At 62.6% G+C, this 26376-nt stretch carries 32 protein-coding genes; 17 read left to right on the top strand and 15 right to left on the bottom strand.

Features of this window, described 5'->3' with window-relative positions; translation table 11 throughout:
• The first annotated feature begins 8 nt into the window (after positions 1–8).
• Complete coding sequence (locus NKI06_RS04465; RefSeq protein WP_352984213.1) at positions 9–1517, top strand: tripartite tricarboxylate transporter permease; 1509 nt, start codon at positions 9–11, stop codon at positions 1515–1517.
• Here the strand turns inward: NKI06_RS04465 and nth are convergent.
• On the bottom strand, positions 1477–2310 hold the full coding sequence (gene nth / locus NKI06_RS04460; protein WP_352984211.1) for an endonuclease III: 834 nt from the start codon (positions 2308–2310) through the stop codon (positions 1477–1479). The genes NKI06_RS04465 and nth overlap by 41 nt on opposite strands.
• Positions 2311–2332: 22 nt before the next feature.
• On the opposite strand from nth, the gene NKI06_RS04455 reads away from it, so the two are divergent.
• A complete protein-coding gene (locus NKI06_RS04455) occupies positions 2333–2827 on the top strand; it encodes a DUF2244 domain-containing protein (protein WP_352984209.1) in 495 nt (164 codons plus the stop codon).
• Positions 2828–2841: 14 nt separating this feature from the next.
• Here NKI06_RS04455 and NKI06_RS04450 read toward each other — a convergent pair whose 3' ends face one another.
• From NKI06_RS04450 to NKI06_RS04440, 3 genes are all read right to left on the bottom strand, one after another.
• The gene (locus NKI06_RS04450; RefSeq protein ID WP_352984207.1) at positions 2842–3312 is read right to left on the bottom strand and encodes a hypothetical protein; all 471 of its coding nucleotides are present in this window, start codon (positions 3310–3312) and stop codon (positions 2842–2844) included.
• Positions 3309–4370 carry a hypothetical protein gene (locus NKI06_RS04445; protein WP_352984204.1) on the bottom strand — a complete coding sequence of 354 codons (1062 nt, stop codon included), beginning with the start codon at positions 4368–4370 and terminating at the stop codon, positions 3309–3311. The genes NKI06_RS04450 and NKI06_RS04445 overlap by 4 nt, the downstream gene beginning before the upstream one ends.
• A 165-nt stretch (positions 4371–4535) precedes the next feature.
• Entirely contained in the window at positions 4536–5351 is an 816-nt protein-coding gene (locus tag NKI06_RS04440) for a class I SAM-dependent methyltransferase (RefSeq protein WP_352984203.1), read from the bottom strand.
• 115 nt (positions 5352–5466) lie between these two features.
• Between NKI06_RS04440 and NKI06_RS04435 the strand changes: the two genes are divergently transcribed.
• The 5 genes from NKI06_RS04435 (at position 5467) to NKI06_RS04415 (ending at position 10010) form a co-directional block, all read left to right on the top strand.
• Positions 5467–6372, top strand: a complete 906-nt coding sequence (locus NKI06_RS04435) for a methylated-DNA--[protein]-cysteine S-methyltransferase (protein WP_031242721.1) — start codon at positions 5467–5469, stop codon at positions 6370–6372.
• A gap of 141 nt (positions 6373–6513) precedes the next feature.
• Positions 6514–7422, top strand: a complete 909-nt coding sequence (locus NKI06_RS04430) for a ribokinase (protein ID WP_352984202.1) — start codon at positions 6514–6516, stop codon at positions 7420–7422.
• Positions 7419–8879, top strand: coding sequence for an amidase (locus NKI06_RS04425; protein ID WP_352597566.1), 1461 nt, complete (start codon positions 7419–7421; stop codon positions 8877–8879). Before NKI06_RS04430 ends, NKI06_RS04425 begins: the two co-directional genes overlap by 4 nt.
• Before the next feature lie 97 nt (positions 8880–8976).
• Positions 8977–9591, top strand: a complete 615-nt coding sequence (locus NKI06_RS04420; protein WP_023669737.1) for a LysE family translocator — start codon at positions 8977–8979, stop codon at positions 9589–9591.
• Between the two features lie 146 nt (positions 9592–9737).
• Positions 9738–10010 (top strand): hypothetical protein, encoded by a 273-nt coding sequence (locus NKI06_RS04415; protein ID WP_245266146.1) that lies wholly within the window; start codon positions 9738–9740, stop codon positions 10008–10010.
• Positions 10011–10219: 209 nt separating this feature from the next.
• Here the strand turns inward: NKI06_RS04415 and NKI06_RS04410 are convergent, their stop codons facing one another.
• Positions 10220–11161, bottom strand: a complete 942-nt coding sequence (locus tag NKI06_RS04410) for a nucleoside hydrolase (protein ID WP_352984201.1) — start codon at positions 11159–11161, stop codon at positions 10220–10222.
• Positions 11162–11305: 144 nt separating this feature from the next.
• Between NKI06_RS04410 and NKI06_RS04405 the strand changes: the two genes are divergently transcribed.
• Complete coding sequence (locus NKI06_RS04405) at positions 11306–11731, top strand: Hsp20 family protein (protein WP_023669741.1); 426 nt, start codon at positions 11306–11308, stop codon at positions 11729–11731.
• A gap of 64 nt (positions 11732–11795) precedes the next feature.
• Entirely contained in the window at positions 11796–12053 is a 258-nt protein-coding gene (locus NKI06_RS04400) for a BQ00720 family protein (protein ID WP_023683072.1), read from the top strand.
• 71 nt (positions 12054–12124) lie between these two features.
• On the opposite strand, the gene ptsN is transcribed toward NKI06_RS04400, so the two are convergent.
• From ptsN to lptC, 6 genes are all read right to left on the bottom strand, one after another.
• Positions 12125–12589, bottom strand: coding sequence for a PTS IIA-like nitrogen regulatory protein PtsN (ptsN, locus tag NKI06_RS04395; RefSeq protein WP_023669743.1), 465 nt, complete (start codon positions 12587–12589; stop codon positions 12125–12127).
• A gap of 108 nt (positions 12590–12697) precedes the next feature.
• On the bottom strand, positions 12698–13282 hold the full coding sequence (gene hpf, locus NKI06_RS04390; protein ID WP_352984199.1) for a ribosome hibernation-promoting factor, HPF/YfiA family: 585 nt from the start codon (positions 13280–13282) through the stop codon (positions 12698–12700).
• A gap of 397 nt (positions 13283–13679) precedes the next feature.
• Complete coding sequence (gene rpoN / locus NKI06_RS04385) at positions 13680–15206, bottom strand: RNA polymerase factor sigma-54 (protein WP_352984198.1); 1527 nt, start codon at positions 15204–15206, stop codon at positions 13680–13682.
• Between the two features lie 213 nt (positions 15207–15419).
• Complete coding sequence (lptB, locus tag NKI06_RS04380; RefSeq protein ID WP_023669746.1) at positions 15420–16238, bottom strand: LPS export ABC transporter ATP-binding protein; 819 nt, start codon at positions 16236–16238, stop codon at positions 15420–15422.
• Entirely contained in the window at positions 16235–16819 is a 585-nt protein-coding gene (locus NKI06_RS04375) for an LptA/OstA family protein (RefSeq protein ID WP_023683069.1), read from the bottom strand. Before NKI06_RS04375 ends, lptB begins: the two co-directional genes overlap by 4 nt.
• The gene (gene lptC / locus NKI06_RS04370; protein WP_023669748.1) at positions 16806–17519 is read right to left on the bottom strand and encodes an LPS export ABC transporter periplasmic protein LptC; all 714 of its coding nucleotides are present in this window, start codon (positions 17517–17519) and stop codon (positions 16806–16808) included. Before lptC ends, NKI06_RS04375 begins: the two co-directional genes overlap by 14 nt.
• Before the next feature lie 295 nt (positions 17520–17814).
• On the opposite strand from lptC, the gene sppA reads away from it, so the two are divergent.
• The 4 genes from sppA to lhpI all read left to right on the top strand — a co-directional run bounded on the left by sppA (position 17815) and on the right by lhpI (position 20531).
• Positions 17815–18771 (top strand): signal peptide peptidase SppA, encoded by a 957-nt coding sequence (sppA, locus tag NKI06_RS04365; RefSeq protein WP_023820573.1) that lies wholly within the window; start codon positions 17815–17817, stop codon positions 18769–18771.
• An 80-nt stretch (positions 18772–18851) separates the two neighbouring features.
• A complete protein-coding gene (locus NKI06_RS04360) occupies positions 18852–19136 on the top strand; it encodes an integration host factor subunit beta (RefSeq protein ID WP_023700102.1) in 285 nt (94 codons plus the stop codon).
• Between the two features lie 53 nt (positions 19137–19189).
• Entirely contained in the window at positions 19190–19534 is a 345-nt protein-coding gene (locus NKI06_RS04355; protein WP_023698203.1) for a lipopolysaccharide assembly protein LapA domain-containing protein, read from the top strand.
• 31 nt (positions 19535–19565) lie between these two features.
• Positions 19566–20531, top strand: coding sequence for a bifunctional Delta(1)-pyrroline-2-carboxylate/Delta(1)-piperideine-2-carboxylate reductase (lhpI, locus tag NKI06_RS04350; RefSeq protein ID WP_352984196.1), 966 nt, complete (start codon positions 19566–19568; stop codon positions 20529–20531).
• On the opposite strand, the gene NKI06_RS04345 is transcribed toward lhpI, so the two are convergent.
• The 4 genes from NKI06_RS04345 to NKI06_RS04330 form a co-directional block, all read right to left on the bottom strand.
• Complete coding sequence (locus tag NKI06_RS04345; protein WP_352711715.1) at positions 20521–20943, bottom strand: VOC family protein; 423 nt, start codon at positions 20941–20943, stop codon at positions 20521–20523. The two genes, lhpI and NKI06_RS04345, sit on opposite strands and share 11 nt — an antisense overlap.
• A 120-nt stretch (positions 20944–21063) precedes the next feature.
• Positions 21064–21495 carry an EVE domain-containing protein gene (locus NKI06_RS04340; RefSeq protein ID WP_352463569.1) on the bottom strand — a complete coding sequence of 144 codons (432 nt, stop codon included), beginning with the start codon at positions 21493–21495 and terminating at the stop codon, positions 21064–21066.
• Entirely contained in the window at positions 21492–21902 is a 411-nt protein-coding gene (locus tag NKI06_RS04335; protein WP_352984194.1) for a VOC family protein, read from the bottom strand. The genes NKI06_RS04340 and NKI06_RS04335 overlap by 4 nt, the downstream gene beginning before the upstream one ends.
• Before the next feature lie 91 nt (positions 21903–21993).
• Entirely contained in the window at positions 21994–22692 is a 699-nt protein-coding gene (locus NKI06_RS04330) for a helix-turn-helix transcriptional regulator (RefSeq protein WP_023698199.1), read from the bottom strand.
• Positions 22693–22819: 127 nt separating this feature from the next.
• On the opposite strand from NKI06_RS04330, the gene NKI06_RS04325 reads away from it, so the two are divergent.
• The 4 genes from NKI06_RS04325 (at position 22820) to acuI (ending at position 26357) form a co-directional block, all read left to right on the top strand.
• Positions 22820–23902 carry an RsmD family RNA methyltransferase gene (locus NKI06_RS04325; RefSeq protein WP_023686575.1) on the top strand — a complete coding sequence of 361 codons (1083 nt, stop codon included), beginning with the start codon at positions 22820–22822 and terminating at the stop codon, positions 23900–23902.
• Positions 23903–23936: 34 nt separating this feature from the next.
• Positions 23937–24794: a TrmH family RNA methyltransferase gene (locus tag NKI06_RS04320; RefSeq protein ID WP_352984192.1), complete on the top strand. Its 858-nt coding sequence runs from the start codon at positions 23937–23939 to the stop codon at positions 24792–24794.
• Positions 24791–25279 (top strand): signal peptidase II, encoded by a 489-nt coding sequence (gene lspA, locus NKI06_RS04315; protein WP_023686576.1) that lies wholly within the window; start codon positions 24791–24793, stop codon positions 25277–25279. Before NKI06_RS04320 ends, lspA begins: the two co-directional genes overlap by 4 nt.
• 88 nt (positions 25280–25367) lie before the next feature.
• A complete protein-coding gene (gene acuI, locus NKI06_RS04310) occupies positions 25368–26357 on the top strand; it encodes an acrylyl-CoA reductase (NADPH) (RefSeq protein WP_023814711.1) in 990 nt (329 codons plus the stop codon).
• Positions 26358–26376: the final 19 nt, after the last annotated feature.

Genomic DNA, 26376 nt, shown 5'->3' with positions numbered 1-26376 from the left:
GCGCTGAGATGGACCTCCTCAGGAACCTCGAACTCGGCTTTTCGACGGCCACCACGCCGGCCAATCTGGGTTTTTGCCTCATCGGCGTTCTGCTCGGCACGCTGATCGGCGTCCTGCCCGGCATCGGCGCCACCGCAACCATCGCCATGCTGCTGCCGATCACCTTCCAGATCGGCGACCCGGTGTCGTCCCTCATCATGCTGGCCGGCATCTACTACGGCGCCCAGTATGGCGGCTCGACCACCGCCATTCTCATCAACATGCCCGGCGAATCCTCCTCGGCCGTGACCGCGATCGACGGCTACCAGATGGCCAGGAACGGTCGCGCCGGGGTGGCTCTGGCGATCGCCGCGATCGGCTCGTTCTTCGCCGGCACGGTGTCGACCTTCCTGGTCGCCGTCTTTGCCCCGCCGCTGACGGCAATAGCCCTGCAATTCGGCGCGGCCGAATATTTTTCGCTGATGATCGTCGGCCTCGTCTCGTCCATCGCGCTCGCCCACGGCTCGATCGTCAAGGCGCTGGCGATGGTCGTGCTCGGCCTGCTGCTCGGCATTGTCGGCACCGACATCTACACCGGCACGCCGCGCTTCACGCTAGGCATCCGCGAATATGCCGACGGGCTGAACTTCGTCGCGGTGGCGGTCGGCGTCTTCGGCGTCGCCGAGATCCTGCGCAATCTCGAAAACGAGCACGAGCGCTCGGTGATGATCAAGAAGGTCTCCGGACTAATGCCGACCCGCGACGACTTCAGGGCGATGGCAGCACCCATCGTGCGCGGCACGATCATCGGTTCGGCCCTCGGCATCCTGCCCGGCGGCGGCGCGGTGCTTGCGGCCTTTGCCTCCTACACGGTCGAAAAGCGCGTGTCGAAACACCCGGAGGAGTTCGGCAAGGGCGCCATCGCCGGCGTCGCCGGCCCGGAATCGGCCAACAATGCCGGCGCCCAGACCTCCTTCATTCCGATGCTGACGCTCGGCATTCCGGCCAACCCGGTCATGGCGCTGATGATCGGCGCCATGATCATCCAGGGCATCGTGCCCGGCCCCAATGTCGCGATCGAGCAGCCGGCGCTGTTCTGGGGCATCATCGCCTCGATGTGGATCGGCAATCTGATGCTGATCGTGCTGAACCTGCCGCTGATCGGGCTGTGGGTGAAGCTGCTGACGATCCCCTATTATGTGCTCTTCCCGATCATCATGGCGTTCTGCTCGATCGGCGTTTACAGCGTCAACACCAACGCCTTCGATCTCTACGCGGTCGCATTCTTCGGCCTGCTCGGCTACATCCTGACCAAGCTGCGCTGCGAACCCGCCCCCTTGCTGCTCGGCTTCGTGCTCGGCCCGCTGCTCGAGGAAAACCTGCGCCGCGCCATGATCCTGTCGCGCGGCGACCCCTCGACTTTCGTGACGCGGCCGATCAGCGCCGGCCTGCTGCTCGTCGCACTGGCCGTGCTCGTCGTCGTCTTCCTGCCGTCGGTCAAGAAGAAGCGCGAAGAGGTATTCGTGGAGGAAAGCTAGTTGTCGGGACTCCGGGCGCCACGATTTCCACCAGCGGCGCCGGCACATCGGTCGTCTTCACCTCGGCCTTGCAGAGATCGGCGATGACGCAGGCCGGGCAATCGGGTTTGCGCGCCTTGCAGACATAGCGGCCATGCAGGATCAGCCAGTGATGCGCGTGGCGCATATACTCATCCGGAATGATCCGCAGCAGCTCTTGCTCGACCTGTTCGGGCGTCTTGCCTGGCGCCAGGCCGAGGCGGTTGCCGATGCGGAAAATATGGGTGTCGACCGCCATCGTGTGCTGGCCGAACGCCATGTTGAGCACGACATTGGCGGTCTTGCGCCCGACCCCCGGCAGCTTGACCAACTCATCGCGCTCGCTGGGCACCTCGCCGCCGTAATCGCGTATCAGCGCCTCCGAGAGCGCCACGACATTCTTGGCCTTGTTGCGCCAGAGTCCGATGGTGCGGATGTACTCGCCGACCCTGGCTCCGCCCAGCGCCAGCATCTTTTCAGGTGTGTCGGCGACCTTGAACAACGCCCGCGTCGCCTTGTTGACGCCGGCATCGGTCGCCTGCGCCGACAGCACCACGGCCACCAGCAGCGTGAAGGCGTTGACGTGCTCGAGCTCGCCCTTCGGCTCGGGCCGCTGCACCGAAAACCGCCGGAAGATCTCATGCACCTCGGCCGCGCTGTAGAGCGAACGGACCCGCGCCGGCCGCGGTCGCGGCTTGGCATTCGAGCCGTCGCGCCGCCCGGGCGGCAGTTCACTTTTGGATAGGGAAAGATTTTTGGACTTGGGGCTGGCCATTTCCCTCCTATAATATCCTGGGATGAGCGACACAAACGCCTCGTTTCAGGCCGACGAGCCATTCTTCCAGGCGCTGCTGACACCGCACCGCTCGCTGGGCCGCACCGGCTTTGCCGTGCTGATGGGCGCGCTGCTGTTCGGCTGGGTGGTGACCGGGGCGTTTTTCCTGTCGCGCGGCGCTTGGCCGGTGTTCGGCTTCTTCGGCCTCGACGTCATCGCCGTCTACATCGCCTTCCGCGCCAACTATCGTGCCGCCCGTGCCCGCGAGGAAGTGTCGGTGTCGCGCACCAGCCTCGACATCCGCAAGACGGCGCCCTCGGGAAAGTCGGAAGCGCATCGCTTCAACCCGTTCTGGGCGCGCTTCTCCGTCGCCCGCCACGCCGAGATCGGTATCACCCGGATGGCGGTGGAAGCACAGGGACAGAATGTGCCGATCGGGTCATTCCTGGACCCAGACTCCCGCGAAAGTTTTGCTGCAGCCTTTTCACGTGCGCTGGCGACTGCCAAGGCAAGTTAACTCAAAACAGAATTCTATTTTTCTTTGTTGAAATTCGACAGGAGCACACCGGCCGACACTAAGACGGCCGTCATCGAGACCCAGCCTACCAATTTCGACAAAAACAAATCCGTTCCATCCCATACATACTCGGGGCCCTTGAAATTCCTGACAAGCTCGGCGCTTACAAAGTCCCGGCTCATGGAATTAAGTGCGGCGTTCTCCCGCATGTATTCCTCGGCCGGAGGATTTAGGCGCCATCCGGAGATCATGTGCCGAGATTGTCCTGGTGCATACTCATAAGAGAAGACGAATAGCAACGACCACCCAAAGTAGATCACAAGCGAAAAAACAAGAAAAATTACTTTTATCCCGCCGCTAAGCATAGCTCCAAGGTATACCCCTAAACCAATTGCAATGATAGCGATTGGCGAGAAAGCAAGGCCGCCGATTTCGGCAAACAATGCTGAAATCGGACCAATAGACTTGTCGATTAATTCATTCACTTTTTTGCTACTGTTTTATTAACAAACTTCACATCGGAAACAGTCGTTAAATCTATCTCTCGGTATTCGGTCACCACAGACGAAGTACCGTCTTCCGCCCAAATATACCATTTCAATCTTTTTAGTGCCTGAGTGGCATTGTAGCTCGGAGTAGCAAAACCATGAGCATCTCTTTTCCGATCACACCCAATCTCGAAAGCTCCCGAGGACATGTATTTCAAATTTAAGCCCTCTATCTTGTTACCAGAAGCGTCTTCCGTATTTATGCTCACCGCAACAACATCTGAAGGCTTCCCAGTGTCTGAAGCGGACTGCTGCAACGCAGCCATAGTCATCAGCGTGTCATGCGGCAGAGTAACGCCTTCGCCCTTTGCGTCAACAAGCGTCCGCGCAATATCGTTGCTTTGCTGGGCAAACGCGATGTAAGAATCGCTGACCGCGACGGAGCCCGTATAGTCCGTCCAGGTCGGTTTTTCAATTTTCCCAGCTTCTGCAAGATATTTATCGAAAATACTCTTCTCATCTATATTTAAATTTCCGTTCGCATACAACGAATCAATATTTTTCTTTAACTCACTTGAATCGACTTGCAGTGCGTATTTTAACCTCGGAGCCGTCCTGTGATTGAGAGCAAATCCATCAATAGGTGAATTTGGTTTGTATTCGACCCACTTGCTGTCCCTAAAAATCTCGAAAGAGGGTATAATTATACTTTCGTTTTTATTAATATTATTTATGTCTCTTATCGATGGATTTAAATAGGACACAATTTCGAGATTACTCTGGTCAGGTAAAAAGCCATTCTTGGCGACAATATCTGAAACAGTCTGACCAGCAGCAACGAGTACTGATTTTGGTCGGGCCCGTACCAAATCACCATCTGAAAGCCCCGCGACCCTCGCGAGGGAAGAGGTCGCCCCTAATGCGCTGTCAAGGGTAGCGACTTGTTTGCACCACGAATCCTTGTCTCGAAAATTCCCAGCATTCGCAATTTCATTGGACTGAACCGTCCCGATTGCGACGCTGGCGAAAAAAGCCCAATATCCTATTTTGACCAAGCTTACCTCCCCCTAGGCGAGCAACAGGCAGGATAGTTGGATAATGCTTGTAGAGCAAGTTCGAGTGATCGCCGACAATGGCATCCGGAAAATAACGATGGAGCTATATAGAAGGCACAATGTTTATAAGCACTGGCGAAAGCGCTTGGAGCGTCCAGCACTCTCTCAGAAACGGAAGCGCAGAATCCTGCCGACCTTGCGCAATGCGGGAATGTGTCTCCAGAGCCCGATAAACAGTTTTGCGGACCAGCTCATATGCGCTGTGCATTCCGCGCTGTAGGCCGAGATATCGTCGACAAAGCGCAGCTTCGGAACGGCACGCTCCAGTACCTGCGGGTCGTCGATCGCCCAGTGAACCTCGGCGCCCGTCGCCCTGATGGTCGGATTGAGGCGCAGCATCTTCAGGCCGAAGTGGCTGTAGGCGTCGAACATCAGCTCGCCGCCGGCAAGATGCGCGACAAGGCGTGACAGCAGCCGTGGCCCCTCCTCTACCGGGAGATAAGGCGTCAACCCCTCCATCACCACGACGGCCGGACGATTGCGCGGCACTTCTGCCAGCCAGTCTGGGTCGGTTACCGAAGAGCCGACGAGGTGGTAGTGGTCCCGGGACGGGTAAAGCTTGCGCCGGAGCGCGATGACATCCGGAAAATCGACATCGAACCACTCCACGCCTTCGGGTGGATCGACACGGAAAATGCGCGTATCGAGCCCGCAGCCGAGATGCAGCACGATGGCGCCGGGATTTCTGGCGATGAAGTCCTGAACGCGGACATCATACGTCTTGGCCCGGATCGCCAGGCCGATGCCGAGATTGGTGTCGACCTTGAGGCGCGAGAAATCATAGTCGATCTTGCGCACGGCCTCGTCGGCGAAGCGATCCCCGAGCAGCGAATGCGGCAGCCGGCTTTCCAGTGCCTTGCCATAAAGCGTCATCAGCAAGGTCTCCCTTGCTCCGCTCAGATTCACCCTTTCGCCGGCCATTGGCATCTCCCGGGGCGCAATCCAGTATTTATCTGGGAACAGGCGGCAACAAGGCAAGTTTCGGGTGGTTGCAAGGGGCGGAAAGACCGATATTCGCGGTCAAGGAGATATTGCCATGAACGCCCAGATGACCACGAATACGCAGATGAAACCGACAGCGATCCTGCAGCACGACATCACCCCCAACGGCAGCGACTACGAGGTCGTGCGCCGCGCCATCGAGAAGATCAGCCTCGACTATCGCGACCAGCCCTCGCTGGAAGCCTTGGCCGCTGATGTCGGCGAGACACCCACGGGCCTGCAAAAGCTGTTCACCCGCTGGGCCGGCCTGTCGCCAAAAGCCTTCCTGCAGGCGGTCACCCTCGACCATGCCCGCAAACTGCTCGATTCCGGCATGCCGCTCCTCGAAACATCGTTCGAACTCGGCATGTCCGGCCCCGGCCGGCTGCACGATTTGTTCGTCACCCACGAGGCGATGTCGCCGGGCGACTACAAGACGCGCGGCGCCGGCCTGACCATCCGCTACGGCTACCACATCTCGCCCTTCGGCATCGCCCTGATCATGGTCACCGACCGTGGCCTTGCGGGGCTCGCCTTCAACGATCCGGGCGGCGAGCGGGCGGCTTTCGCCGACATGTCGGGCCGCTGGCCGAACGCCACCTATGTCGAGGACATGAGCGCCACCCAGCCCTATGCGGCGCGCATCTTCGATCCGACATTGTGGCGCGCCGACCAGCCGCTGCGCGTGGTGATGATCGGCTCCGACTTCCAGCTGCGCGTCTGGGACGCGCTGCTCAGGATCCCGATGGGCAAGGCCTGCACTTATTCTTCGATCGCCTCCAGGATCGGCGCGCCAAACGCCAGCCGGGCGGTGGGGGCGGCGGTCGGCGCCAACCCATTGTCCTTCGTCGTCCCTTGCCATCGGGCGCTGGGCAAGTCCGGCGCACTCACCGGCTACCACTGGGGCCTGACCCGCAAACGCGCCATCCTCGGTTGGGAAGCGGGCCAGACCGCGTCCTGAAGCTGCCCGCATCAAACAACACCGGCGAAATCCCTTCGCCGGTGTTTTTCTTTTTGCGAGCTCCCGGCGCAAAACATCCGCACGCTCTGGCAAGCCGCCGGCTTACAGGTTAGCTTCCCGCGCATTCCGCAGGAGGCTTTCTTGATCATCGTTGTCGGCTCGATCAACCTCGACCTTATCGCCAATGTCGACCGCCTGCCTTCGCCGGGCGAGACGGTCCGCGGCTCCGGCTTCACCACCGCGCCCGGCGGCAAGGGCGCCAACCAGGCGCTGGCTGCGGCGCGCGCCGGCGCCAAGGTGCGCATGGTCGGCGCCGTCGGCAAGGACAATTTCGCAAACGAAGCCCTGGCTTTGCTCGTGGCCGGCAAGGTCGATCTCTCCGGCGTCGGCCAGAGCTTCGCCTCCACCGGCACGGCGCTGATCCTCGTCGGCGCCGATGGCGAGAATGTCATTGCCGTGGTGCCGGGCGCCAATGATTCGGTGCTGCCCGGCGATCTCGCCAAGGCTTTCCTTGCGAAGGGCGACGTCGTCCTGCTGCAGCACGAGATCCCGCTGCAGACCGTCGATGCAGCGCTTGACGCCGCACGCGCCGCCGGCGCCGTCACCGTGCTCAACACCGCGCCGTTCCGTAGCGAGGCGGCAGCGTTGCTCGGCAAGGCCGACTACGCCGTCGCCAACGAAACCGAATTCGACCTTTACGGCGAGGCGCTGTCGCTGAAAGGCCGCGACCGCCCGGCGCGCATGCGCGACTTCGCCGGCAAAACCGGCCGCACCATCGTCGTCACGCTCGGCGGCGAGGGCGTGCTGGCGGCGACCCCGGAGGATTTCCTGACCGTGCCGGCGCTGAAAATCACGCCGGTCGACACGGTCGGGGCCGGCGATACTTTTTGCGGTTATCTCGCTGCCGGGCTGGCGTCCAACCTGCCGCTGGAGCAGGCTCTCACCCGCGCCGCAGCCGCCGGCTCACTCGCCTGCCTGAAGCCCGGCGCCCAGCCGGCCATCCCGCTGGCCGCGGATGTGGACACCGCCCTGCGCAACAACGCCGGATGACTGCCCTGCGCCCTACAACGAAGCACGCCGTGCCCCCCGCCGGCGACATCTGCCGGATGTCCGCTGTCGACCTGGCCGAGGCGATCCGGCTGCGCCGCCTGTCCGTGCGCGAGTTGGTCGCCGCATTCCTCGACCGCATCGACGCGGTAAACCCGCTGGTCAACGCCATCGTCTCGTTGCGCGAGCGCTCCGACATCCTGCGCGAGGCCGACGCGGCGGACGCGCATCTAGCGCAAGGCGGGCCGGCCGGCTCGCTGTTTGGCCTGCCGATGGCGATAAAAGACCTCGCCATGACGCGCGGCTTGAGGACCAGTTTCGGCTCGCCGATCTTTGCCGATTTCGTGCCGCAGGAGGACGATTTCTTCGTCGAGCGCATCCGCAAGGCCGGCGCCATCATCATCGGCAAGACCAATGTTCCCGAATTCGGGCTGGGATCCAACACCTACAACAACGTGTTCGGCCCGACGCTGAACGCCTTCGATCCGGCGCTCACCGCAGGCGGGTCGAGCGGCGGCGCAGCGGTCGCCCTTGCACTCGACATGGTTCCGGTCGCCGACGGCAGCGATTTCGGCGGCTCGCTGCGCAATCCGGCGGCGTGGAACAATGTCTATGGCTTCCGCCCGTCGCAGGGCCTTGTCCCCGGAGGGCCGGACCTGGAAGTCTTTCATGCTCAGATGGGCATAGACGGGCCGATGGGCCGCAGCATCAGCGACATGGCGCTGCTGCTCGACGTGCAGGCGGGCTACCATCCGCATGCGCCCTTGTCCTGGGAAAAGCCTGGTTCATTCCTCGAAGGGCTGGCAACGCCGGCAAGCGGCGGCCGCGTCGGCTGGCTCGGTGATCTCGGCGGTCACCTGCCGGTAGAGCCTGGCATCCTCGATCTGTGCGAGGCCGCACTCGGCCGCTTCGCGGAGGCATCCTTCCTGACCGAGCCCTTGCTGCCGGATTTCGATTTCGAGGCACTGTGGCAAGCCTTCGTGACGCTGCGGCAGGCGAGCAGCGGCTCGGCGCTGAAAGTCCATTATGACGACCCGCACAAGCGCGCCCTGCTGAAGCCGGAAGCCGTCTGGGAGGTGGAGAACGCCATGCGGCTGACGGCGCCGCAGATCCGCGCGGCCTCGGTCATCCGCACCTCCTGGCACCGGACGCTGCTGTCGCTGTTCGAGCACTTCGATCTCATCGCGCTGCCGACGGCGCAGGTCTTTCCTTTCGAAGTCGGCACGCATTGGCCAAGTGAGGTCGCCGGACGGACGATGGACAGCTACCATCGCTGGATGCAGGTTTCGGCCTTCGCCACGCTCGGCGGCTGTCCGGCGCTCAACGTGCCCGTCGGCTTCGACGACAAAGGCCGCCCCTTGGGCATGCAGCTGATCGGCCGGCCGCGCGGCGACCTCGCCGTGCTCAGGGCCGGAGCGGCCTATGAGGCGACCCTGCCTTGGCAGGTGGGGGCGTCCTGACGCGAGGGGCGGCACGGTCTGCGACCGGCTTGCACCAGCCCCGCCGCCATGCATTGATTGCAGCCATCCGCCTAAGCGCATCCTCGAGGAAATCCCCATGTCGCTGGAACTCTACGCCGCCTATGTCCTTGCCTGCATCGTCATCATCCTGGTGCCCGGTCCGACTGTCACGCTGATCATCGCCAACAGCATCCGCCATGGCTACCGCGCCGGCCTTGCCAATGTCGCCGGCACGCAGGCTGGGCTCGCCGTGATGATCGCCATTGTCGGCATCGGCCTCAACACGCTGATATCGGGCATGGGCCACTGGTTCGAATGGGTACGCCTGATCGGCGCCGCCTATCTGATCTGGATGGGGGTGCAGATGTTCCGTTCCAAGGGCGCGCTGAATGCCGACGGCACCGCGAGAAAGCCGCGCGGCGGCTTCTTCCTGCAGGGCCTGCTGGTGGCGCTGAGCAACCCCAAGACCCTGGTGTTCTTCGGCGCCTTCTTCCCGCAATTCATCGCCCCGCAGGGCAATTACACCCTGCAGATCGTCGTCATGGGCCTCACCGCCATGATCTTCGCCGCCGTCTCGGATTCCACCTATGCTCTCGCCGCCAGCCGCGCCGGCCGCCTGCTCTCGGCAAGCCGCATCAAGCTGATGTCCAGGATCAGCGGCAGCTTTCTGGTCGGCGGCGGCCTGTGGCTGGCTTTTTCGAAGGCGAAGTAACAACCGTGGACGGGTATCCCGATGCAGTATGAGCCGGAATAGAAAGGCTGATTGAAAGTCTGCCTTTACGCCACCACATGAATCGGCGTGGGGGATTCACGTCGATGTCATGGACTTACGCTGGCATAAAAAGGGACGCGCCCGGCGTGGTCCTGATCGTCGTCCTGTTTGCGGTGATGGTTCCTTCGGCTCTCTACAAATGGACGAATGATGCGAGCCCCATCCGGTCCATCGAGCCAATCGACGCAACGGTCAAAAGTACCCATTCAGACAACGGCCGCACGCTTTATCTGGTTGCACTCGAAACCGGTTCGTCCATTCTGGTCGAAGACGACCTCCCGCATCTGATCGGCGCGCCGGCAAGATTGGAGCGCGTCACGCGCGAGAATGGAATGGTCTTCTATCGATTTGCAAAGTGAACGGCGGCGGCGCCTTCCTTCTCCCCTGTGGGAGAAGGTGGATCGGCGCGATAGCGCCGAGACGGATGAGGGGTGTTCCAGCGGAGTGAGACGTGGGCGTTCCCTGGAACACCCCACATCCGTCGCCTTCGGCGACACCGCCCGGGGGCGAGCCACTTGTCTCGCCCCGTCCCTTCGGAACCCACAATGGGGAGAAAGGAAAGACAGAGCTAAAGCCGCGCCAACCTCTCAACCAGCAGCGCGAAAAACGCGTCATGGTCGATGTCGCGCATCACCATGGCGTTCTTCGGCCGCTTGGTCACGCCCCACCAGTCGATCACGGTCATGCCCATGGTGAGTTCGGAGGTCGTTTCGACGGTGACGTTGCAGTTGCGGCCCTTGAACAGCTCCGGCTTCAACAGATAGGCGATGACGCAGGGGTCGTGCAGCGGGCCGCCATCGGTGCCGTATTTCTCCTCGTCGAAGCGCTCGAAGAACTCCAGCATCTCGGCCGTCGCGGTGCCGACCCGGGTGCCGAGCTGGCGGATGGCCTGCGTGCGCTTGGCCGTGGTCAGCGCCTTGTGGGTAACGTCGAGCGGCATCATGACGATCGGAATGCCGGATTTGAAGACCAGGTCGGCGGCTTGCGGATCGACATAGATGTTGAATTCTGCGGTCGGCGTGACATTGCCGCCTTCGAAGAAACCGCCGCCCATCAGTACGATTTCCTCGATGCGCGGCGCGATCTTCGGCTCACGGATCAGCGCCAGCGCGACATTGGTGAGCGGGCCGAGCGCGCACAGCGTGATCGTGCCGGCCTCTTCCTTCATCAGCGTCTCGACGATGAAGTCGACCGCATACTGGCCCTGCAGCTTCATCTTCGGATCGGGCAGTTGCGGGCCGTTGAGGCCGGTCTTGCCATGCACTTCCTCGGCGGTGACCAGCTCGCGCGCCAACGGGCGGATGGCGCCTGCATAGACCTTGATATCGGGCCGTCCGGCCAGTTCGCAGATTTTCCTGGCGTTCTTTTCGGTCAATTTCAGCGGCACGTTGCCGGCAACAGCAGAGATGCCGACGATCTCCAACTCGGCGCTGCCGAGCGCCAGCAATATGGCGACGGCATCGTCCTGGCCGGGATCCGTGTCGATGATGATCTTGCGGGTCTGGGGCATTTCATTTCCTTATGCGGGGGAGTCTTTTTGGCGGGGGTGTTCGGCGGCTTGAACTTGGCCGCGGCGCGGACCATATCAAGACCATCGGAAAAAATGCCATCCGGGTTTTTCCAGTTTATGTCGCTCCAAAGAGGACAGTGTAACATGAGCCGAATGACGCCCTTCTCCAGCCCGCTTCTCCTTGGTTTCGATGCCATGGAAAAGACCCTGGAACGACTGGCGAAATCCGGTGACAGTTATCCTCCCTACAACATCGAGCGCCTCAGCGGTGCTGACGGCAAGGCCGAAAGGCTGCGCATTACGCTGGCTGTCGCGGGTTTCGCCGAAAGCGATCTCGATGTCACCACGGAGGAAAACCAGTTGGTCGTGCGCGGCCGTCAAACCGACGACACCGAGCGCGAATTCCTCCACCGCGGCATCGCCGCGCGCCAGTTCCAGCGCTGTTTCGTGCTGGCCGACGGCATGCGGGTGATCGCAGCGGAACTGAAGAACGGCCTTTTGTCGATCGATCTCGATCGGCCGGATACCGAACGGCTGGTACGGAAAATAAATATATCGGTGAAAGACTGATCTTTACCGATGGCTCTCATGCGGGATGGCCTTGAGCGGCGTCCTCGCGCCAAGGAGGCTTGAAATGACCAGAACTGACGAAACCATCACCATGACCAGCGGCGAATTCGCCCATCTCGGCGAAGGCTCGGTCGCTTATCTCCGCAAGGTCTCGAGCGACGAGCTGCTCGGGCGCTTCCCCAACCTCGGCGAAATAGCGCCTGGTATGGTCCTGTGGGCCCTGTTTGCCGCCAACGGCCAGCCGATCCTGCTTTCGGATGCGAAAGACCGGGCTTTGGCCGGCGCCATGGAAAACGACCTGACCACTGTCGCCATTCACTAAGGCGACTGCTGGCGGTTGAAATGGAGAGGGCCGCCTTCGGCGGCCCCTGGAAGACTTAAATCCGAAGAACTTCAGGCGGCGTGCGAGGCCTGCGTGTCCGAAAGCAGCGCGTGGATGGCGACCGCGTCGCGCGTACCCCTGATCTTGGCCACCGTGTCGGCGTCGCGCAAAACCCTGGCGATGCGCGACAGTGCCTTGAGATGATCGGCGCCGGCGCCTTCCGGGGCCAGCAGCAAAAACACCAGATCGACCGGCTGGTCATCCAGGGCCTCGAAATCGACCGGCGTCTCCAGCCGGGCAAAGACGCCGGCGATGCGCTTCACCCCGGCGAGCTTGCCGTGCGGAATGGCGATGCCGTTGCCGACGCCGGTGGAGCCCAGCCGTTCGCGCTGCAGGATAGTGTCGAACACTTCGCGCTCCGGAATGCCGGAAATCGCCGCCGCTCTCTCGGACAGCAACTGCAGAAGCTGCTTTTTGGAGTTCGCCTTCAACGCCGGCAAGATCGCCGGAACGTTGAGAAGATCGCTCAGATCCATATTTGAAATCCCTTATTCGCCTGCCGTCGCCAGTCCTCGCCCCTCGCGCGGCTGGCTATTATCTCCGCGAGACCATTGTCGTCACCTGTGCGACCATTGTCGTTGTCGTCACGCCTGTGCGACTTTGGTCGTCGACGGGTCGATCCAGCCGATATTTCCGTCCGGCCGCCGATAGACGATGTTGAGGTGGTCGTTTCCGGCGTTGCGGAAGACGAAAACCGGGCTGTCCTTGGTGTCGAGTTCGATAACCGCCGACGCTACCGACATGGTCTGCAGCGTCATGGTTGATTCGGCGACGATGGCCGGGGCGTAGTCCTCCGGAATGTCCTCATCGTCATCGGTCAGCGGCGCCATCACCATATAGGCGATGTCGGTGATTTCACCATTTCCAGTGCCTGAATTGTGCGATTTCAGACGGCGTTTGTAGCGCCGCAGCCTGGTTTCGAGGCGGTCCGCGGCCGCCTCGAAGGCAAGTGTCGGATCCTGGGAATCGCCGGTTGCCTGCAGCGAAGCGCCGGAATCCAGCCTGATCATGCAATCGGCCGAGTAACGCGACCCCGATTTGATGACCGTGACGTGCCCTGAAAAACCGCGATCGAAATATTTTCCAATCGCCTCGCCGACACGATCGGTAATGCGCGTACGCAACGCATCGCCGATATCCATGTGTTTACCCGATATGCGCAATTTCATCTGAAAACTGACCTTCCTTGCTCAGGCTTCAAACTGGCCAGAGTTTATACTCGTGATCCGTGCGCACAAGCTTTGCGGCGTCAACTCGCGCCGATTTTAGATCCGAACTTTCCGGTTGATCACAATCCGCCTTCTTGGCCGTCCCGTGGCCTTCATCGTGACGGACCATCCGCATGCGGGCCGCGAGCCCTTCTCATGCGGGCGGGCTTCTAGACACTTCATTGCAGCTTGTCAATTAATGCATGTCGCCCAGAAGTGCGCTGCGGTTCTGGGACAACGACATGCATCAAAACAAAGACTTAAAGCGCGTCGTATGAATCCGTTTCAGCGCGATGCGCTTTAAGGTCGGAAAGTTGTGGAATCCAGCCATAGCAAAAGCCTTGCCGGGCAAGCAGACCTAGCGCCCCGCGCTCGCCAGAGCGCGCTTTTCACGCCGCCGCTGCACCGACGAGGGAATATTCATACCCTCCCGGTACTTGGCCACCGTGCGCCGGGCAATATCGACGCCGCTTTCCTTCAACATATCGACGATTGCGTCATCGGACAGCACATCGGCGGGCTTTTCCTCGTCGATCAGCTGCTTGATGCGGTCGCGCACCGCTTCCGAGGAATGCGCATCACCGCCGCCCGACGCCGCGATCGAAGCCGTGAAGAAATAACGCAGCTCAAACACGCCACGCGGCGTCAGCATGTATTTGTTGGCCGTCACCCGGCTGACGGTCGATTCATGCATGCCGATGGCATCGGCCACCGTGCGCAGGTTGAGCGGCCTGAGCTGGCGCACGCCATGGACGAGAAAAGCGTCCTGCTGGCGCACGATTTCCGACGCCACTTTCAGGATCGTCTTTGCCCGCTGGTCGAGACTGCGCGTCAGCCAGTTGGCATTCTGCAGGCATTCGGCCAGGAAATCCTTCTCCGCCTGATTCTTCGCATGCGGCGAGACCTGGGCGAAATAGATGTGATCGACAAGCACGCGCGGCAGCGTCTCGGCATTGAGCTCGACCGTCCAGCTACCGTCATTGGCGGCGCGGACTTCGACATCGGCGACGATGGCGTCGCTGGCGCCTCCTGAAAATGCCGTGCCCGGACGCGGATCGAGCGCGCGGATTTCGGCCAACATGTCGAGGAGATCCTCCTCGTCGACCCCGCAAAGCCGCTTCAGCGTCTGGAAATCGCGCCGCGCCAACAGTTCGAGGTTGCCGACCAGCATCTTCATCGCCGGATCGAGACGATCGCGCATGGCAAGCTGCAGCGACAGGCATTCGGCAAGGTCGCGCGCAAACAGGCCGACCGGCTCGAATGTGTGGCAGGCTGCCAGCACATTGGCCACCATCGCCTGATCGGCGCCGAGCCGTTTGGCGATCTCGGCGGGATCGGCGCGCAGATAGCCGGCCTCGTCCAGGCCGTCGGCCAGTTCGGCTGCAATCAGCCTTGCGGCCGGATCGGCAAAGGCAAGCGCGATCTGCTCGCCAACATGCTGGCGCAGCGTGATCGCCGCGGCGGCCATGTCGCCGACGTCGAAGCCTTCGGAAGAACCGGACGAACTTTTGCCGGTGGCCGACTTCCACTGCGCCGTCAGGTCCGGACCGAGCCGCTCGCTGGTGCCGGGATCGTCGGGGAACAGATTTTCCAGCGAGCTGTCGAGCTTGTCGGAGATCGCTTCGGCGCTCCACGCCGTGTCGTTTTCGAACCAGTCGCCATCGGCGGCAGGCTCAGGAGCGGCATCGCCCTTCTGCACCTGGTCGCTTGCGGCGTCATCCTGGGGCTCGGCGCGCTCCAGCAGCGGATTGCGCTCGATCTCGTCGTCGATGAAGTGGTCGAGCTCGACATGGGTGAGCTGCAACAGCCTGATCGACTGCATCAGCTGCGGCGTCATCACCAGCGACTGGGATTGTCGTAGCTGTAGTTTCGCCGCCAACGCCATGGTTCGGTTTCAAACGCCCTTCTGCACCCGGAAGCCTACACATCAGAAGCTGCCGGAAAATGAATTTTCCGACCTTCCATAGAAACTGGCCCGGCTTTTGCTTGTCAAGGCGAACGATGGCAAAAGGCCCCTACGGAAGCATTATCTCACGCAAAACCGGACAAAAAAGCCCGGCGGGGCGGCAAAAATCACGTCAGGAAACAAATTTCACGCTCAGAGCGTGAAACCTTCGCCGAGGTAGAGCCGGCGCACATCGGGGTTCGCCACCACCTCGTCGGCACGGCCATGAGTCAGCACCTGGCCGGCATGGATGATGTAGGCGCGGTCGATGAGGCCGAGCGTTTCGCGCACATTGTGGTCGGTAATCAGCACGCCGATGCCGCGCGCCGTTAGATGACGAACCAGCTGCTGGATGTCGGCGACGGCAATCGGGTCGATGCCGGCGAACGGCTCGTCGAGCAGCATGTAGGCCGGGCGCGTCGCCAAAGCTCGGGCGATCTCAAGACGCCGCCGCTCGCCACCCGACAGCGACATGGACGGCGACTTCCGCAGATGGCTGATGTGAAATTCCTCGAGCAGTTCGTCGAGATTGCGCTCGCGCACCTTGCGGTCCTTCTCAACCACTTCGAGCACGGCGCGGATGTTCTGCTCGACATTCAGGCCGCGGAAGATCGAGGCTTCCTGCGGCAAATAGCCGATGCCGAGGCGGGCGCGGCGGTACATCGGCATCGAGGTGACGTCGAAACCGTCGATCTCGATCGTGCCCTCATCGACCGGCACCAAGCCGGTGACCATGTAGAAACAGGTGGTCTTGCCGGCGCCGTTCGGCCCGAGCAGCCCGACAGCCTCGCCGGCGCGCACGCCGATGGTGACACCGCTGACCACCTTGCGGCCCTTGTAGCTCTTGGTCAGACCCTTGGCGATCAGGGTGCCCTTGAACTTCGAGGAATCAACGGTGACTGTGGCCGGTGCTGCAAGTTTACTGGCCGCCCGTCCCGGAAGGCGGGTCAGCAGCGAAGACACGCCAGTCATTCGGGCTTCGGGGCCTCTGATTTCGGTGGCGGCGTCATCGACATGATGACGCGCCCGCCGCAGCCATCGACCTGAGCAAGGCCGCTTTTCATCTGCACGGTGAGCTTGCAGCCCTTGAGGACGTTGGGTCCTTGGGACAAGACGACCTCCTTGCCCGACAGAACTAGCACCTGCGTCTTCATGTCGAACGTGGCGTTGTCGCCGGTGGCGATCTGGTCATTCGACTTGATGTAGACTTTGTTCTTGACCACCAGATGGTCGATATTGGCCGAACCGGTCATCGCCGAAGCGCCGGCGGCAGCACCTTTGGCGGCGTTGGGGTCCTTGACGTAGTAGACCTCCATGCTGCCGGCCTTGAGCAGCGTTGGCCCTTGCGTGACGGTGACGTTGCCGCTGAACAGCGCCATGCTGTCGGCCTGGCGGACCTCAAGTTTGTCGCTCTCGATCTGGATCGGCTGGTCGCCCGACAGTTTGAGCCCGGACTGGCTGCTGGCGCTGGACTGAGCCCAGGACGGCGCCATACCCAGCAACAGCAAGGCCGAAGCTGCGGCGACAAGCCGTGCCGAATTACTGGGACGCATTCGTTTCTCCGCTCTTTGCCTCTGCCGCCTTCATAGTGGCCGGATCGATGTGAACGCTTACCTTGTTCTCGAAAACGATGACCTTGCCATTGTCTTCTACCGACATTGAACCCGCGGTGATCCGCGAGCCGTTACGGCTGACATCGACCGCATCACCTGTCTTCATAGAGCCTTTGCCCATATCGAGGAAGACCGATTTGAAGATGGCAGCGACGCCGTCGGTGGTGGTGACGGTAACGTCGCTGGTCATGTCCATCGTGTTGGCGTTTCTGTTGTAGATCCCGCGCTTGGCGTCGACGGTCGCCACATTGTCGGCCGTCAGCGGCAATTTGGCATGGATGCCTTCGAGTTCGATGATGTCCTGCTTGCCGACATCCTGGATGGCGCGCAAGGCCGTCAGCGAATAGGGCAGCTTGTCCTTGGTGAAGCCGTTGAGCTTCGGATTGGCCATCACCAGCTTGCCATCCGCGAAAGCGGTGCCGTCTGCCTGTATCGAAATATTGATCGGCGCCGCCAGATAGGAATAGACCGGAAACGCAACCGCGATCCCGGCGGCAAGCACCGGCACGGCAAACTTAAGCACGCGCACGCGGCGCGAGTGGCGCTGGGCGCGGTCGAAGGCGTCGCCGCGCGTGCCCGCTGGCGCCGTGGGCGCCAAGGCCGCATCGGCATTGGTCGGTTCGTTCGATCGCGCAAGCATGACTGACTTCTAATAAACCCTTGTCCGCCAAAACACCTGCTATAGGTGGGTTGCCGGCCCCCGCAAGCAAGCACAAGCGGAGGAAAACCGCAAAAATGTGACGGCCGCTGTTTTACAGACGGAACTCAGGCGACACAATTTCGTCACTTCATAGCAGAAACGAACGCGCCGCGTCATTTTTTCCTGAAATGCCTCCGTCGTGAAGGTCGCTTCGTCGCAGGCCCTTGAGGAAGAGGTAGCCGGGCGCGGACGCTTGCTTTAAAAGCATCGCTTCCCACCGACTGTGAGGCAGACCATGGCACTGAGAGCCGACGACCTGATCGACCGCCGCCGCTTGCGGCGCAAGCTGACCTTCTGGCGCGGCGCCGCCATTGCCGTCGTGGCCCTTGGGGTGATTGCGCTTGCAAGCTGGTTCTATGGCGGCGACCTCGGCGGTTCTTCCGTCGACCACATCGCCAAGGTCAGGATCGAAGGCACAATCACCGAGGACGAGGAACTGATCAAGCGGCTGGAAACCATCCGCACGTCCTCGCAGGTCAAGGGCGTCATCCTGGCGATCGATTCGCCCGGCGGCACCACGGTCGGCGGCGAATCGATCTACGAGGAGGTGCGCAAGCTTGCCGCCGACAAGCCGGTGGTGGCCGAGGTCGGCACGCTGGCCGCATCGGCCGGCTATATGATCGCCAGTGCCAGCGACCATATCGTTGCCCGCAAGACGTCGATCGTCGGCTCGATCGGTGTGCTCATCCAGTATCCCGATGTCAGCGGTCTGATGGACAAGGTCGGCATCAAGCTCGAGGAAGTGAAATCCTCCCCGCTGAAGGCATCGCCCTCGCCCTTCAAACCGACCAATGAAGACGAGCGAGCCATGGTCCGCAAGCTCATCCTCGACAGCTATGACTGGTTCGTCGGCATCGTCGCCGAGCGCCGCAAAATGACCCGCGATCAGGCACTGGCCCTTGCGGACGGCTCGATCTTCACCGGCCGCCAGGGCCTTGCCAACGGTCTGATCGACGCTGTCGGCGGCGAGAGCGTGGCGATCGACTGGCTGGCGACCAAGGGTGTCGACGCCAAGCTCAAGGTGGTGGAATGGAAGGACACCGAGCGGCGTGGCGGCTTCCTGTTCTCGAAAGCAATAGCGCGCAGCGTCGGCAGCGCGCTCGGCCTGTCGGAGGCCGGCAGCGACGTGCTTCACGAAATTGGCGCGGACCGCTTGTTTCTTGACGGTCTCGTTTCCGTCTGGCACCCTTGATCTGCCGGTTGGGGCGAGTAAAAAAGCAAATAAAATCATCCTGATAATTTGACCGCAGCGCTTTCACGGGGACCTTTCTGATGATCAAATCCGAGCTTGTGCAGATCATTGCCACGCGCAACCCGCATCTTTTCCTGCGCGACGTCGAAAACATCGTGGGAGCGATCTTCGACGAGATCACCGATGCCCTGGCGGAAGGCAATCGGGTCGAGTTGCGTGGCTTCGGCGCTTTTTCGGTGAAAAATCGCCCTGCCCGCACCGGCCGCAACCCGCGCACCGGCGAATCCGTCGACGTCGAGGAGAAGTGGGTGCCGTTCTTCAAGACCGGCAAGGAATTGCGTGAAAGGCTGAATGGCGGCAAGTAGGCGCGGACCAACGCGCCGGCGTTATCAAGGCCTGCCTTCTCCAGGGAATTTCTATGTTGAACCGCTTCATACTTATCGTGGTCTTCGTGCCGCTCGCCGTCATCCTGATTGCGCTGGCCGTCGCCAACCGCGAGCTGGTCGCCTTCACGCTCGACCCGTTCAACCCCGGCAATCCGAAACTGACGCTGACCTTGCCGCTGTTCATCTTCCTGTTCGTGGCGCTCGCCATCGGCATGGTCGTCGGCAGCCTGGCGACCTGGGTCAAGCAGGGCCGCTACCGCAAGCTGGCGCGCCAGCGCGGCGTCGAGGCCGAGAATTTGCGCCAGGCGGTCAGCCGGGTACCCGCCGCACCGCAAGGCTCGGGCCAGGGGCCGGCGCTGCCGAAGCCAACGGCCTGAAGCCGGCGCTTTTATCTTCGCGGAGTTTTGCATGCTGACCATTTCGGCCGACGCTGTCGACCAGGCGCTGACCTTTCCCGGGCTGGTCGAGACATTGCGCGCGGCCTTCCGCGAGGGTGCTGTGCAACCCGTCCGCCATCATCACGGGGTCGAGCGGCCCGACGGTGCCACATCCACGCTGCTTTTGATGCCGGCGTGGTCCGACTTCCATGCGGCCGGCACGTCGGTCGGGGGTCATATCGGCGTCAAGATCGTCACCGTATCGCCCGACAACAACGCCATCGGCAAACCGGCGGTAATGGGGCTCTACCTCCTGCTCGACGGCGCCACCGGCGAGCCCGAAGCGCTGATCGACGGCCAACGGCTGACACAGTGGCGCACCGCTTGCGCCTCGGCGGTGGCGGCCTCCTATCTCGCCCGCGAGGACGCATCGCGGCTTCTGGTGGTCGGCGCCGGCGCGCTGTCGCCGTTCCTCGCCAAGGCGCACTCCGCGGTGCGGCCGATCAAGACCATCCGCATCTGGAACCGCACGCCCGCCAATGCCGAAAAGGTCGCGGCTGATTTGCGCGCGGACGGTTTCAACGCCGAGGCCGCAAGCGATCTCGACGCCGAACTCGCCGAGGCCGACATCGTCTCATCGGCGACGATCACGACGACGCCGCTGGTCAAGGGTGCGCTGCTCAAGCCGGGCGCGCATGTCGATCTGGTCGGCGGCTTCACGCCGACCATGCGCGAGAGCGACGACGACGCGCTCGCGCGCGCCCGCGTCTATGTCGACACCCGCGCCGGCGCCACCAAGGAAGCCGGCGACATCGTCCAGCCGCTCGCCTCCGGCGTGCTGAAGCCGGAAGCCATCGTCGCCGATCTGCATGAGCTGGCGCGCGGGGAAAAACAGGGCCGGCAGAGCCCCACTGAGGTCACGCTGTTCAAGTCGGTCGGCGCCGCGCTTGAGGACCTTGCCGCCGGCATTGCCGTCTACAACGCGCTCAAGCAGTAGCGTCTGCGCCGGTTCTGCGATCGAACTTCCTGATCGCTTCCGCGCTGACCGGGGTGAAGAAGTTCACCAGATTGCCATCGGGATCGCGCAGCAGCAGCGACCGGTTACCCCATGGCATCGTCGTCGGCGTCTGTACGAAATCGCCGATGATTTTCGCCAGCCTGCTGTACTCAGCATCAACATCGGCGACGCGAAACTCGATGATCGCTGAGCGATTGGCGGCCGGCTGCGCCACATCAGTTCCGAACAGGGCCAGCGTGTGGGTGCTGCCGATCGCCAGTGTGCAGGACGGCGTTGCCAGTTCGGCGAAATCGTCTGTGAACCAGGTTGCGGTAAGCCCGGTGATCGTGTCGTAGAATGCCACCAAGGGCTTGATCTGATCGGTAATGATGCGGATCGAGACGAAGTCCATCTTATTCTCCTGGGGCAAGCGCGACGCTATCTGAAGACAATCGCTTGTCGCACAAGGCTGCTGACAACTTGGTGTCAGCAGCGTTGTCACGGTGCCTTGCCGATCCGGCGGCTGGATGCTTCAGTCGGCCTTCATGGCAGCGCCCATCGCCTCGGCGATCAGCGCGAAATCATGCGCCGTAATTTCGAACAGCCCAAAGCGCAGTTGATAACCCCAGTTCGATTTGCCCGCGGTGAAGTCGAGCTGCTCGAGCAGCGGCTTGATCGGCGCCTCCTCGGCCTTGGCCCATTCGACATCCCTGCGGAACGGCGTGAAGCCACCGCCCATGTCGCCCTGGTAAGGCTCGCCTTCTCGCACGGTGCCGATTGCCGTGAAGGCCTGCAGGCCGTCCTTCTCGCGCAGAATTGTGGTCGGCGAGTAGTAGATGATGCCGTCGCCGGGCTTCATGCGGCGCAAAGGTGCCGCCTTGCCGTGGTTGACCTGCATGAAGCCGGCCTCGCGGCCGCGCCGGACATGTTCGGCGGAAGCGACCGCGATCCAGTGCGCACTCATTTCTGTTCTCCATTGGCCTGTTCCCCATTGGCCTGTTCTCCGTCGTTCAGCCAGTAGACGCGCAGCCGGTGCTTGTCGGGATCGAGCGCAACGAAGGTGCGGCCGAAGTCCATGTCGGTCGGCGTCTGCAGAATGGTCAAGCCGCGTCCTGCCCAGTCCGTGTAGGCGGCGTCCACCGCATCAGGCCGGTCCAACGCGAAGACGAGCTCCGCACCGCCGCCCGCGGCCGCGGCCGACGGCTCCACCGTGTGGCGCGACCACAGGCCGAGCTTGAAGCCATTGTCGAGCACGAACAGCACGAAGGTCGGCGACGTCTCCACCGGCTGGCGTCCCAGCAGCGCACCGTAGAAGGCGCCGCTCCGCTCCGGGCTGTCGACATAAAGGATGACGAAATTGGGGGGGTTCATGTCTGCTCTCCAGGGTTTCGATTGGAGGAGCATAGGTGACCCCACTGTCAGATTCTGGCAGCAGCGTCTTGTGGGCGCGTGGAAAGGAGCATTAAGCGCCAGGCTGGCGCTTCGGTGCGTCCAGCGTCGCGCGCCATTCCTTCAGCAGCGCCTGCCGACGACGCGGATAGCGGATATCCGTGGTGTTGAGCCCCGACATCCGGTCGGAGCGAAAATGTCTGAAATCCTGCCGCGTCTCGCACCAGGCCACCACCACCCGCACCTTGTCGAAAAAGCCGAGCGCGAATGGCCAGATCAAGCGCTCGGAGGCGGCGCCGCCGGCGTCGCGGTAAAGAAAGCCGAGTTTTCTCTCGTTGCGGATCGCCTGGCGCACCAGGCCAAGGTCGATGCTTTCGACAGCATCGCCGTGCGGCCCGACCAAAAGCGCGGTCGCATCGAGGTCCTCGCGCAGATCATCCGGCAGCACAGCGGCGATCTTGGCCAGCGCGTCGGTGGCGGCGGCCGACAGCCGCTTGTCCGGTTGTCTGGCAACCCAACGCGATCCCAGAACGATGGCCTCGATCTCCTCGTCGGTGAACATCAGTGGCGGCAGCATGAAGCCGGGTTTCAGCACATAGCCCAGCCCAGCCTCGCCCTCGATCGGCGCGCCTTGCCCCTGCAGCGTGGCAATGTCGCGGTAGAGCGTTCGGATCGAAACGTCCATCTCGCCGGCAAGCGTGCGACCGCTCACCGGCCGGCGATGCCGGCGCAGGATCTGGATCAGGTCGAGCAGGCGTTCGGAACGGGACATGATTCGAGATTTGCCTGTTTCCTCAGCGAGGTCCACCACCTCAGACATTCGCACGCTCGACCATTTTGTTTGCGCAGCCGGTGACCCTATGCCAAAAGCGGCCTGCCGCCTCCGGAGACGCTCCTGCTTGAAGTCTTTTCGCGACAAACGCCGCGACAACCGTCCGCCCGCAAAAGGCAGGACCGAACATGCGCGGCCACAGCCGGAGACCGTACCAATCCGACCCGAAGCCAGACAGCAACGCCACGAAACAAAACCGGACGACCGGTCTGATCCGAAGCCCGCCCCCCGTGTCCTGGCGCGTCGCGAAGGCATCCTGCCCACTGAGCGCCTGCCGGTGATCCTCGAAGTGGCGCCCAATCAGGATTATGCACTGCTCGACAGCGGTGCCGGCGAGAAGCTCGAACAATACGGCCCCTACCGCATCGTGCGGCCCGAGGGACAGGCGATCTGGCAAAAGGCCTTACCGGCCAGGGACTGGGACCGCGCCGACGCCATCTTCACCGGCGACACCGACGAGGAAGGCATCGGCCGCTGGCGGTTCCCGAAGGTACCGCTGGGCGAGACCTGGCCGATGAAGCATGACGGCATCGACTATCTCGGCCGCTTCACCTCGTTTCGCCATGTCGGCGTCTTCCCCGAGCAGGCTTCGCACTGGGACCATATGGCCAGCCTGATCGCGGCGGCCAAGCGCCCGATCAAGGTGCTGAACCTGTTCGGCTATACCGGGCTCGCGTCTCTGGTGGCCGCCCGCGCCGGCGCCGAGGTCACCCATGTCGATGCCTCCAAGAAGGCGGTCGGCTGGGCGCGCGAAAACCAGGAAATGGCCGGTCTCGGCAGCAAGCCGATCCGCTGGATCGTCGACGATGCAGTGAAATTCGCCGAGCGCGAAGAGCGCCGCGGCAGCCGCTACGACATCATCCTGTTCGACCCGCCTGCCTATGGCCGCGGACCCAAGGGCGAGGTCTGGCAGTTGTTCGAGGACCTGCCCGGCCTGACCGACCTTTGCCGCGCGATCCTGACGCCGAAACCGGTCGCCATAGTGCTGACCGCCTATTCCATCCGCGCCTCCTTCTTCGCCATCCATGCCTTGATGCGCGACACCTTTGCCGGCATGGGCGGCACGGTTGAATCAGGCGAACTGATCATCCGCGAGCAGTCCGCCGGGCGGGCGCTGTCGACATCGCTGTTTTCGCGCTGGGTGGCCTGAATGCCCCGGAGACCTGAATGCCCGGGAGTCCCGAATGAATGAGCGGCACGCCGGCGCGCCCGGGCAGGTCAAGGAAGTCACCAGCCTTGCCAATCCGCTGATCAAGGACATCAAGGCGCTCGCCCAGAAGAAATTCCGCGACCAGCAGAACGCCTTCATGGCCGAAGGGCTGAAGCTGGTCATCGACGCCCTCGACCTCGGCTGGTCGATCAGGACGCTGGTTTTCGCCAAGGCCGGACGCGGCAATGCGGCGGTCGAAAAGGTGGCGGCGCGCACGGTTGCCGCCGGCGGCACCGTGCTCGAAGTGTCCGAAAAAGTGCTGGTCGCCATCACCCGCCGTGACAATCCGCAAATGGTGGTCGGCGTCTTCCGGCAAAAACTGCTGCCGCTAAGAGACATCCGCGCTCACGACGGCGACGTCTGGGTGGCGCTCGACCGGGTGCGCGATCCCGGCAATCTCGGCACCGTCATCCGCACCGTCGATGCCGTCGGCGCCAAGGGCGTCATCCTGGTCGGCGAGACTACCGATCCTTTTTCTGTCGAGACCGTGCGCGCCACCATGGGCTCGATCTTCGCCGTGCCGGTGACCAAGGCGACGCCGGAAGCATTTCTGGCTTGGCGAAACAGCTTCTCGGGCCTGGTGGTCGGCACCCATCTGAAGGGTGCGGTCGACTACCGCTCGGTCGATTTCTCCCGAGGACCGGTGCTCTTGATGATGGGCAATGAGCAGCAGGGCCTGCCCGACAATCTGACGGAAAGCTGCGACCGGCTGCTGCGGATTCCGCAGGCCGGCCGCGCCGATTCGCTCAATTTGGCGGTCGCCACCGGAATCATGCTGTTCGAGATCCGGCGCGGCGCTCTGAAACTTGCCCCCGAGGACGCCACATCGTGAAATCATGGTCTCCCTATGCGCTGCTGGTGGTGGTGGCAATCGCGCTCGACCAGTGGATAAAGCATCTGATCGAGACCGGCCTCGCCTTTCAGGAAAAGCTCGACCTGATGCCGTTCCTGGCGCTGTTTCGCACCTACAATACCGGTATTGCCTTTTCGATGTTCTCGTCTTTCGGCGACACCGGCCTGGTCGTCATCGCGGTCGTCGTCGTCGCCTTCGTGCTTTATCTGGCAACGCGTACGCCATCCGGCCATGTGCTGGCCCGCATCGGCTTTGCCCTGATCATCGGCGGCGCGATCGGCAATCTGATCGACCGCGCCGTCTACGGCCACGTCATCGACTATATATTGTTCCACACGCCGGTATGGTCCTTCGCCGTCTTCAACCTCGCCGATGCCTTCATTTCGGCCGGCGCGGCGCTGGTCGTCTTCGACGAGTTCATCGGCTGGCGGCGCGAGGCCAAGCCGCAAGGCCCAGAAGCCTGACGGCCCGACTCTTTTGACCAATTGACCTCGCCGGACGGTCGCCGCACAGTTCGGCCAGAGCCAGCCTTTGCGAAGCCGAGGAGAAGAGATGCCTGAAACCTTCAAAGCCATCCTCGTTTCGCGCGACGCCGAAAAGAAGCAGTCGGTCGAGATCGTCGATTTCGGCGAAGCCGATCTGATGGAAGGCGACGTAACCGTCGCGGTCGAGGCGACGACGGTCAACTACAAGGACGGGCTGGCCATCACTGGGAAAGCGCCAGTGATCCGCCGCTGGCCGCTGGTGCCGGGCATCGATTTCGCCGGAACCGTCCTCTCCTCATCGCATGCCGACTGGCGCAAGGGCGACAAGGTCATCCTCAATGGCTGGGGCGTCGGCGAGACGCATTTCGGCGCCTATGCCGGGCGCGCCCGCGTCAACGGCGACTGGCTGGTGCCGTTGCCCGACGGCATCAGCGCGCACGATGCGATGGCGGTCGGCACCGCCGGCTATACGGCCATGCTCAGCGTCATGGCGCTGGAGCGGCACGGCATCCTGCCGGATCGCGGCCCGGTGGTGGTGACGGGTGCAGCCGGCGGCGTTGGGTCGGTCGCGGTCTCGATCCTGTCCAGCCTTGGCTATCACGTCATCGCCTCGACCGGCCGCAACGCCGAAAGCTCCTATCTGATCGACCTCGGTGCCGCCGAAGTGATTTCGCGCGAGGAACTCTCCCAGCCGGCCAAGCCGCTGGCCAAGGAGCGCTGGGCCGGCGGCATCGATGCCGTCGGCAGCCACACGCTGGCCAATGTGCTGTCGATGACCGCCTATGGCGGCGCGGTCGCCGCCTGCGGCCTGGCGGGTGGCATGGATCTGCCGTCGAGCGTCGCCCCGTTCATCCTGCGCGGCGTCTCGCTGCTCGGCATCGATTCGGTGATGGCGCCCAAGGCCGTGCGCCTCGAAGCCTGGCGCCGCATCGGCAGCGATCTCGATCTGCAAAAGCTCGCCGGCCTGTCGACGACCATCGGCTTCGACGACATCATCGCCGCCGCCCACGACATCGTCGAGGGCAAGATCAGGGGGCGCATGGTCGTGGATATGTGAGGCCCCGAAGCCGCCAGAA

This window comes from Mesorhizobium sp. M0772 (assembly GCF_040320135.1).
GTDB lineage: Bacteria > Pseudomonadota > Alphaproteobacteria > Rhizobiales > Rhizobiaceae > Mesorhizobium.
The sequence above is the reverse complement of the archived record's forward strand: the minus strand, read 5'-3'. Positions and strand labels throughout refer to the sequence as shown.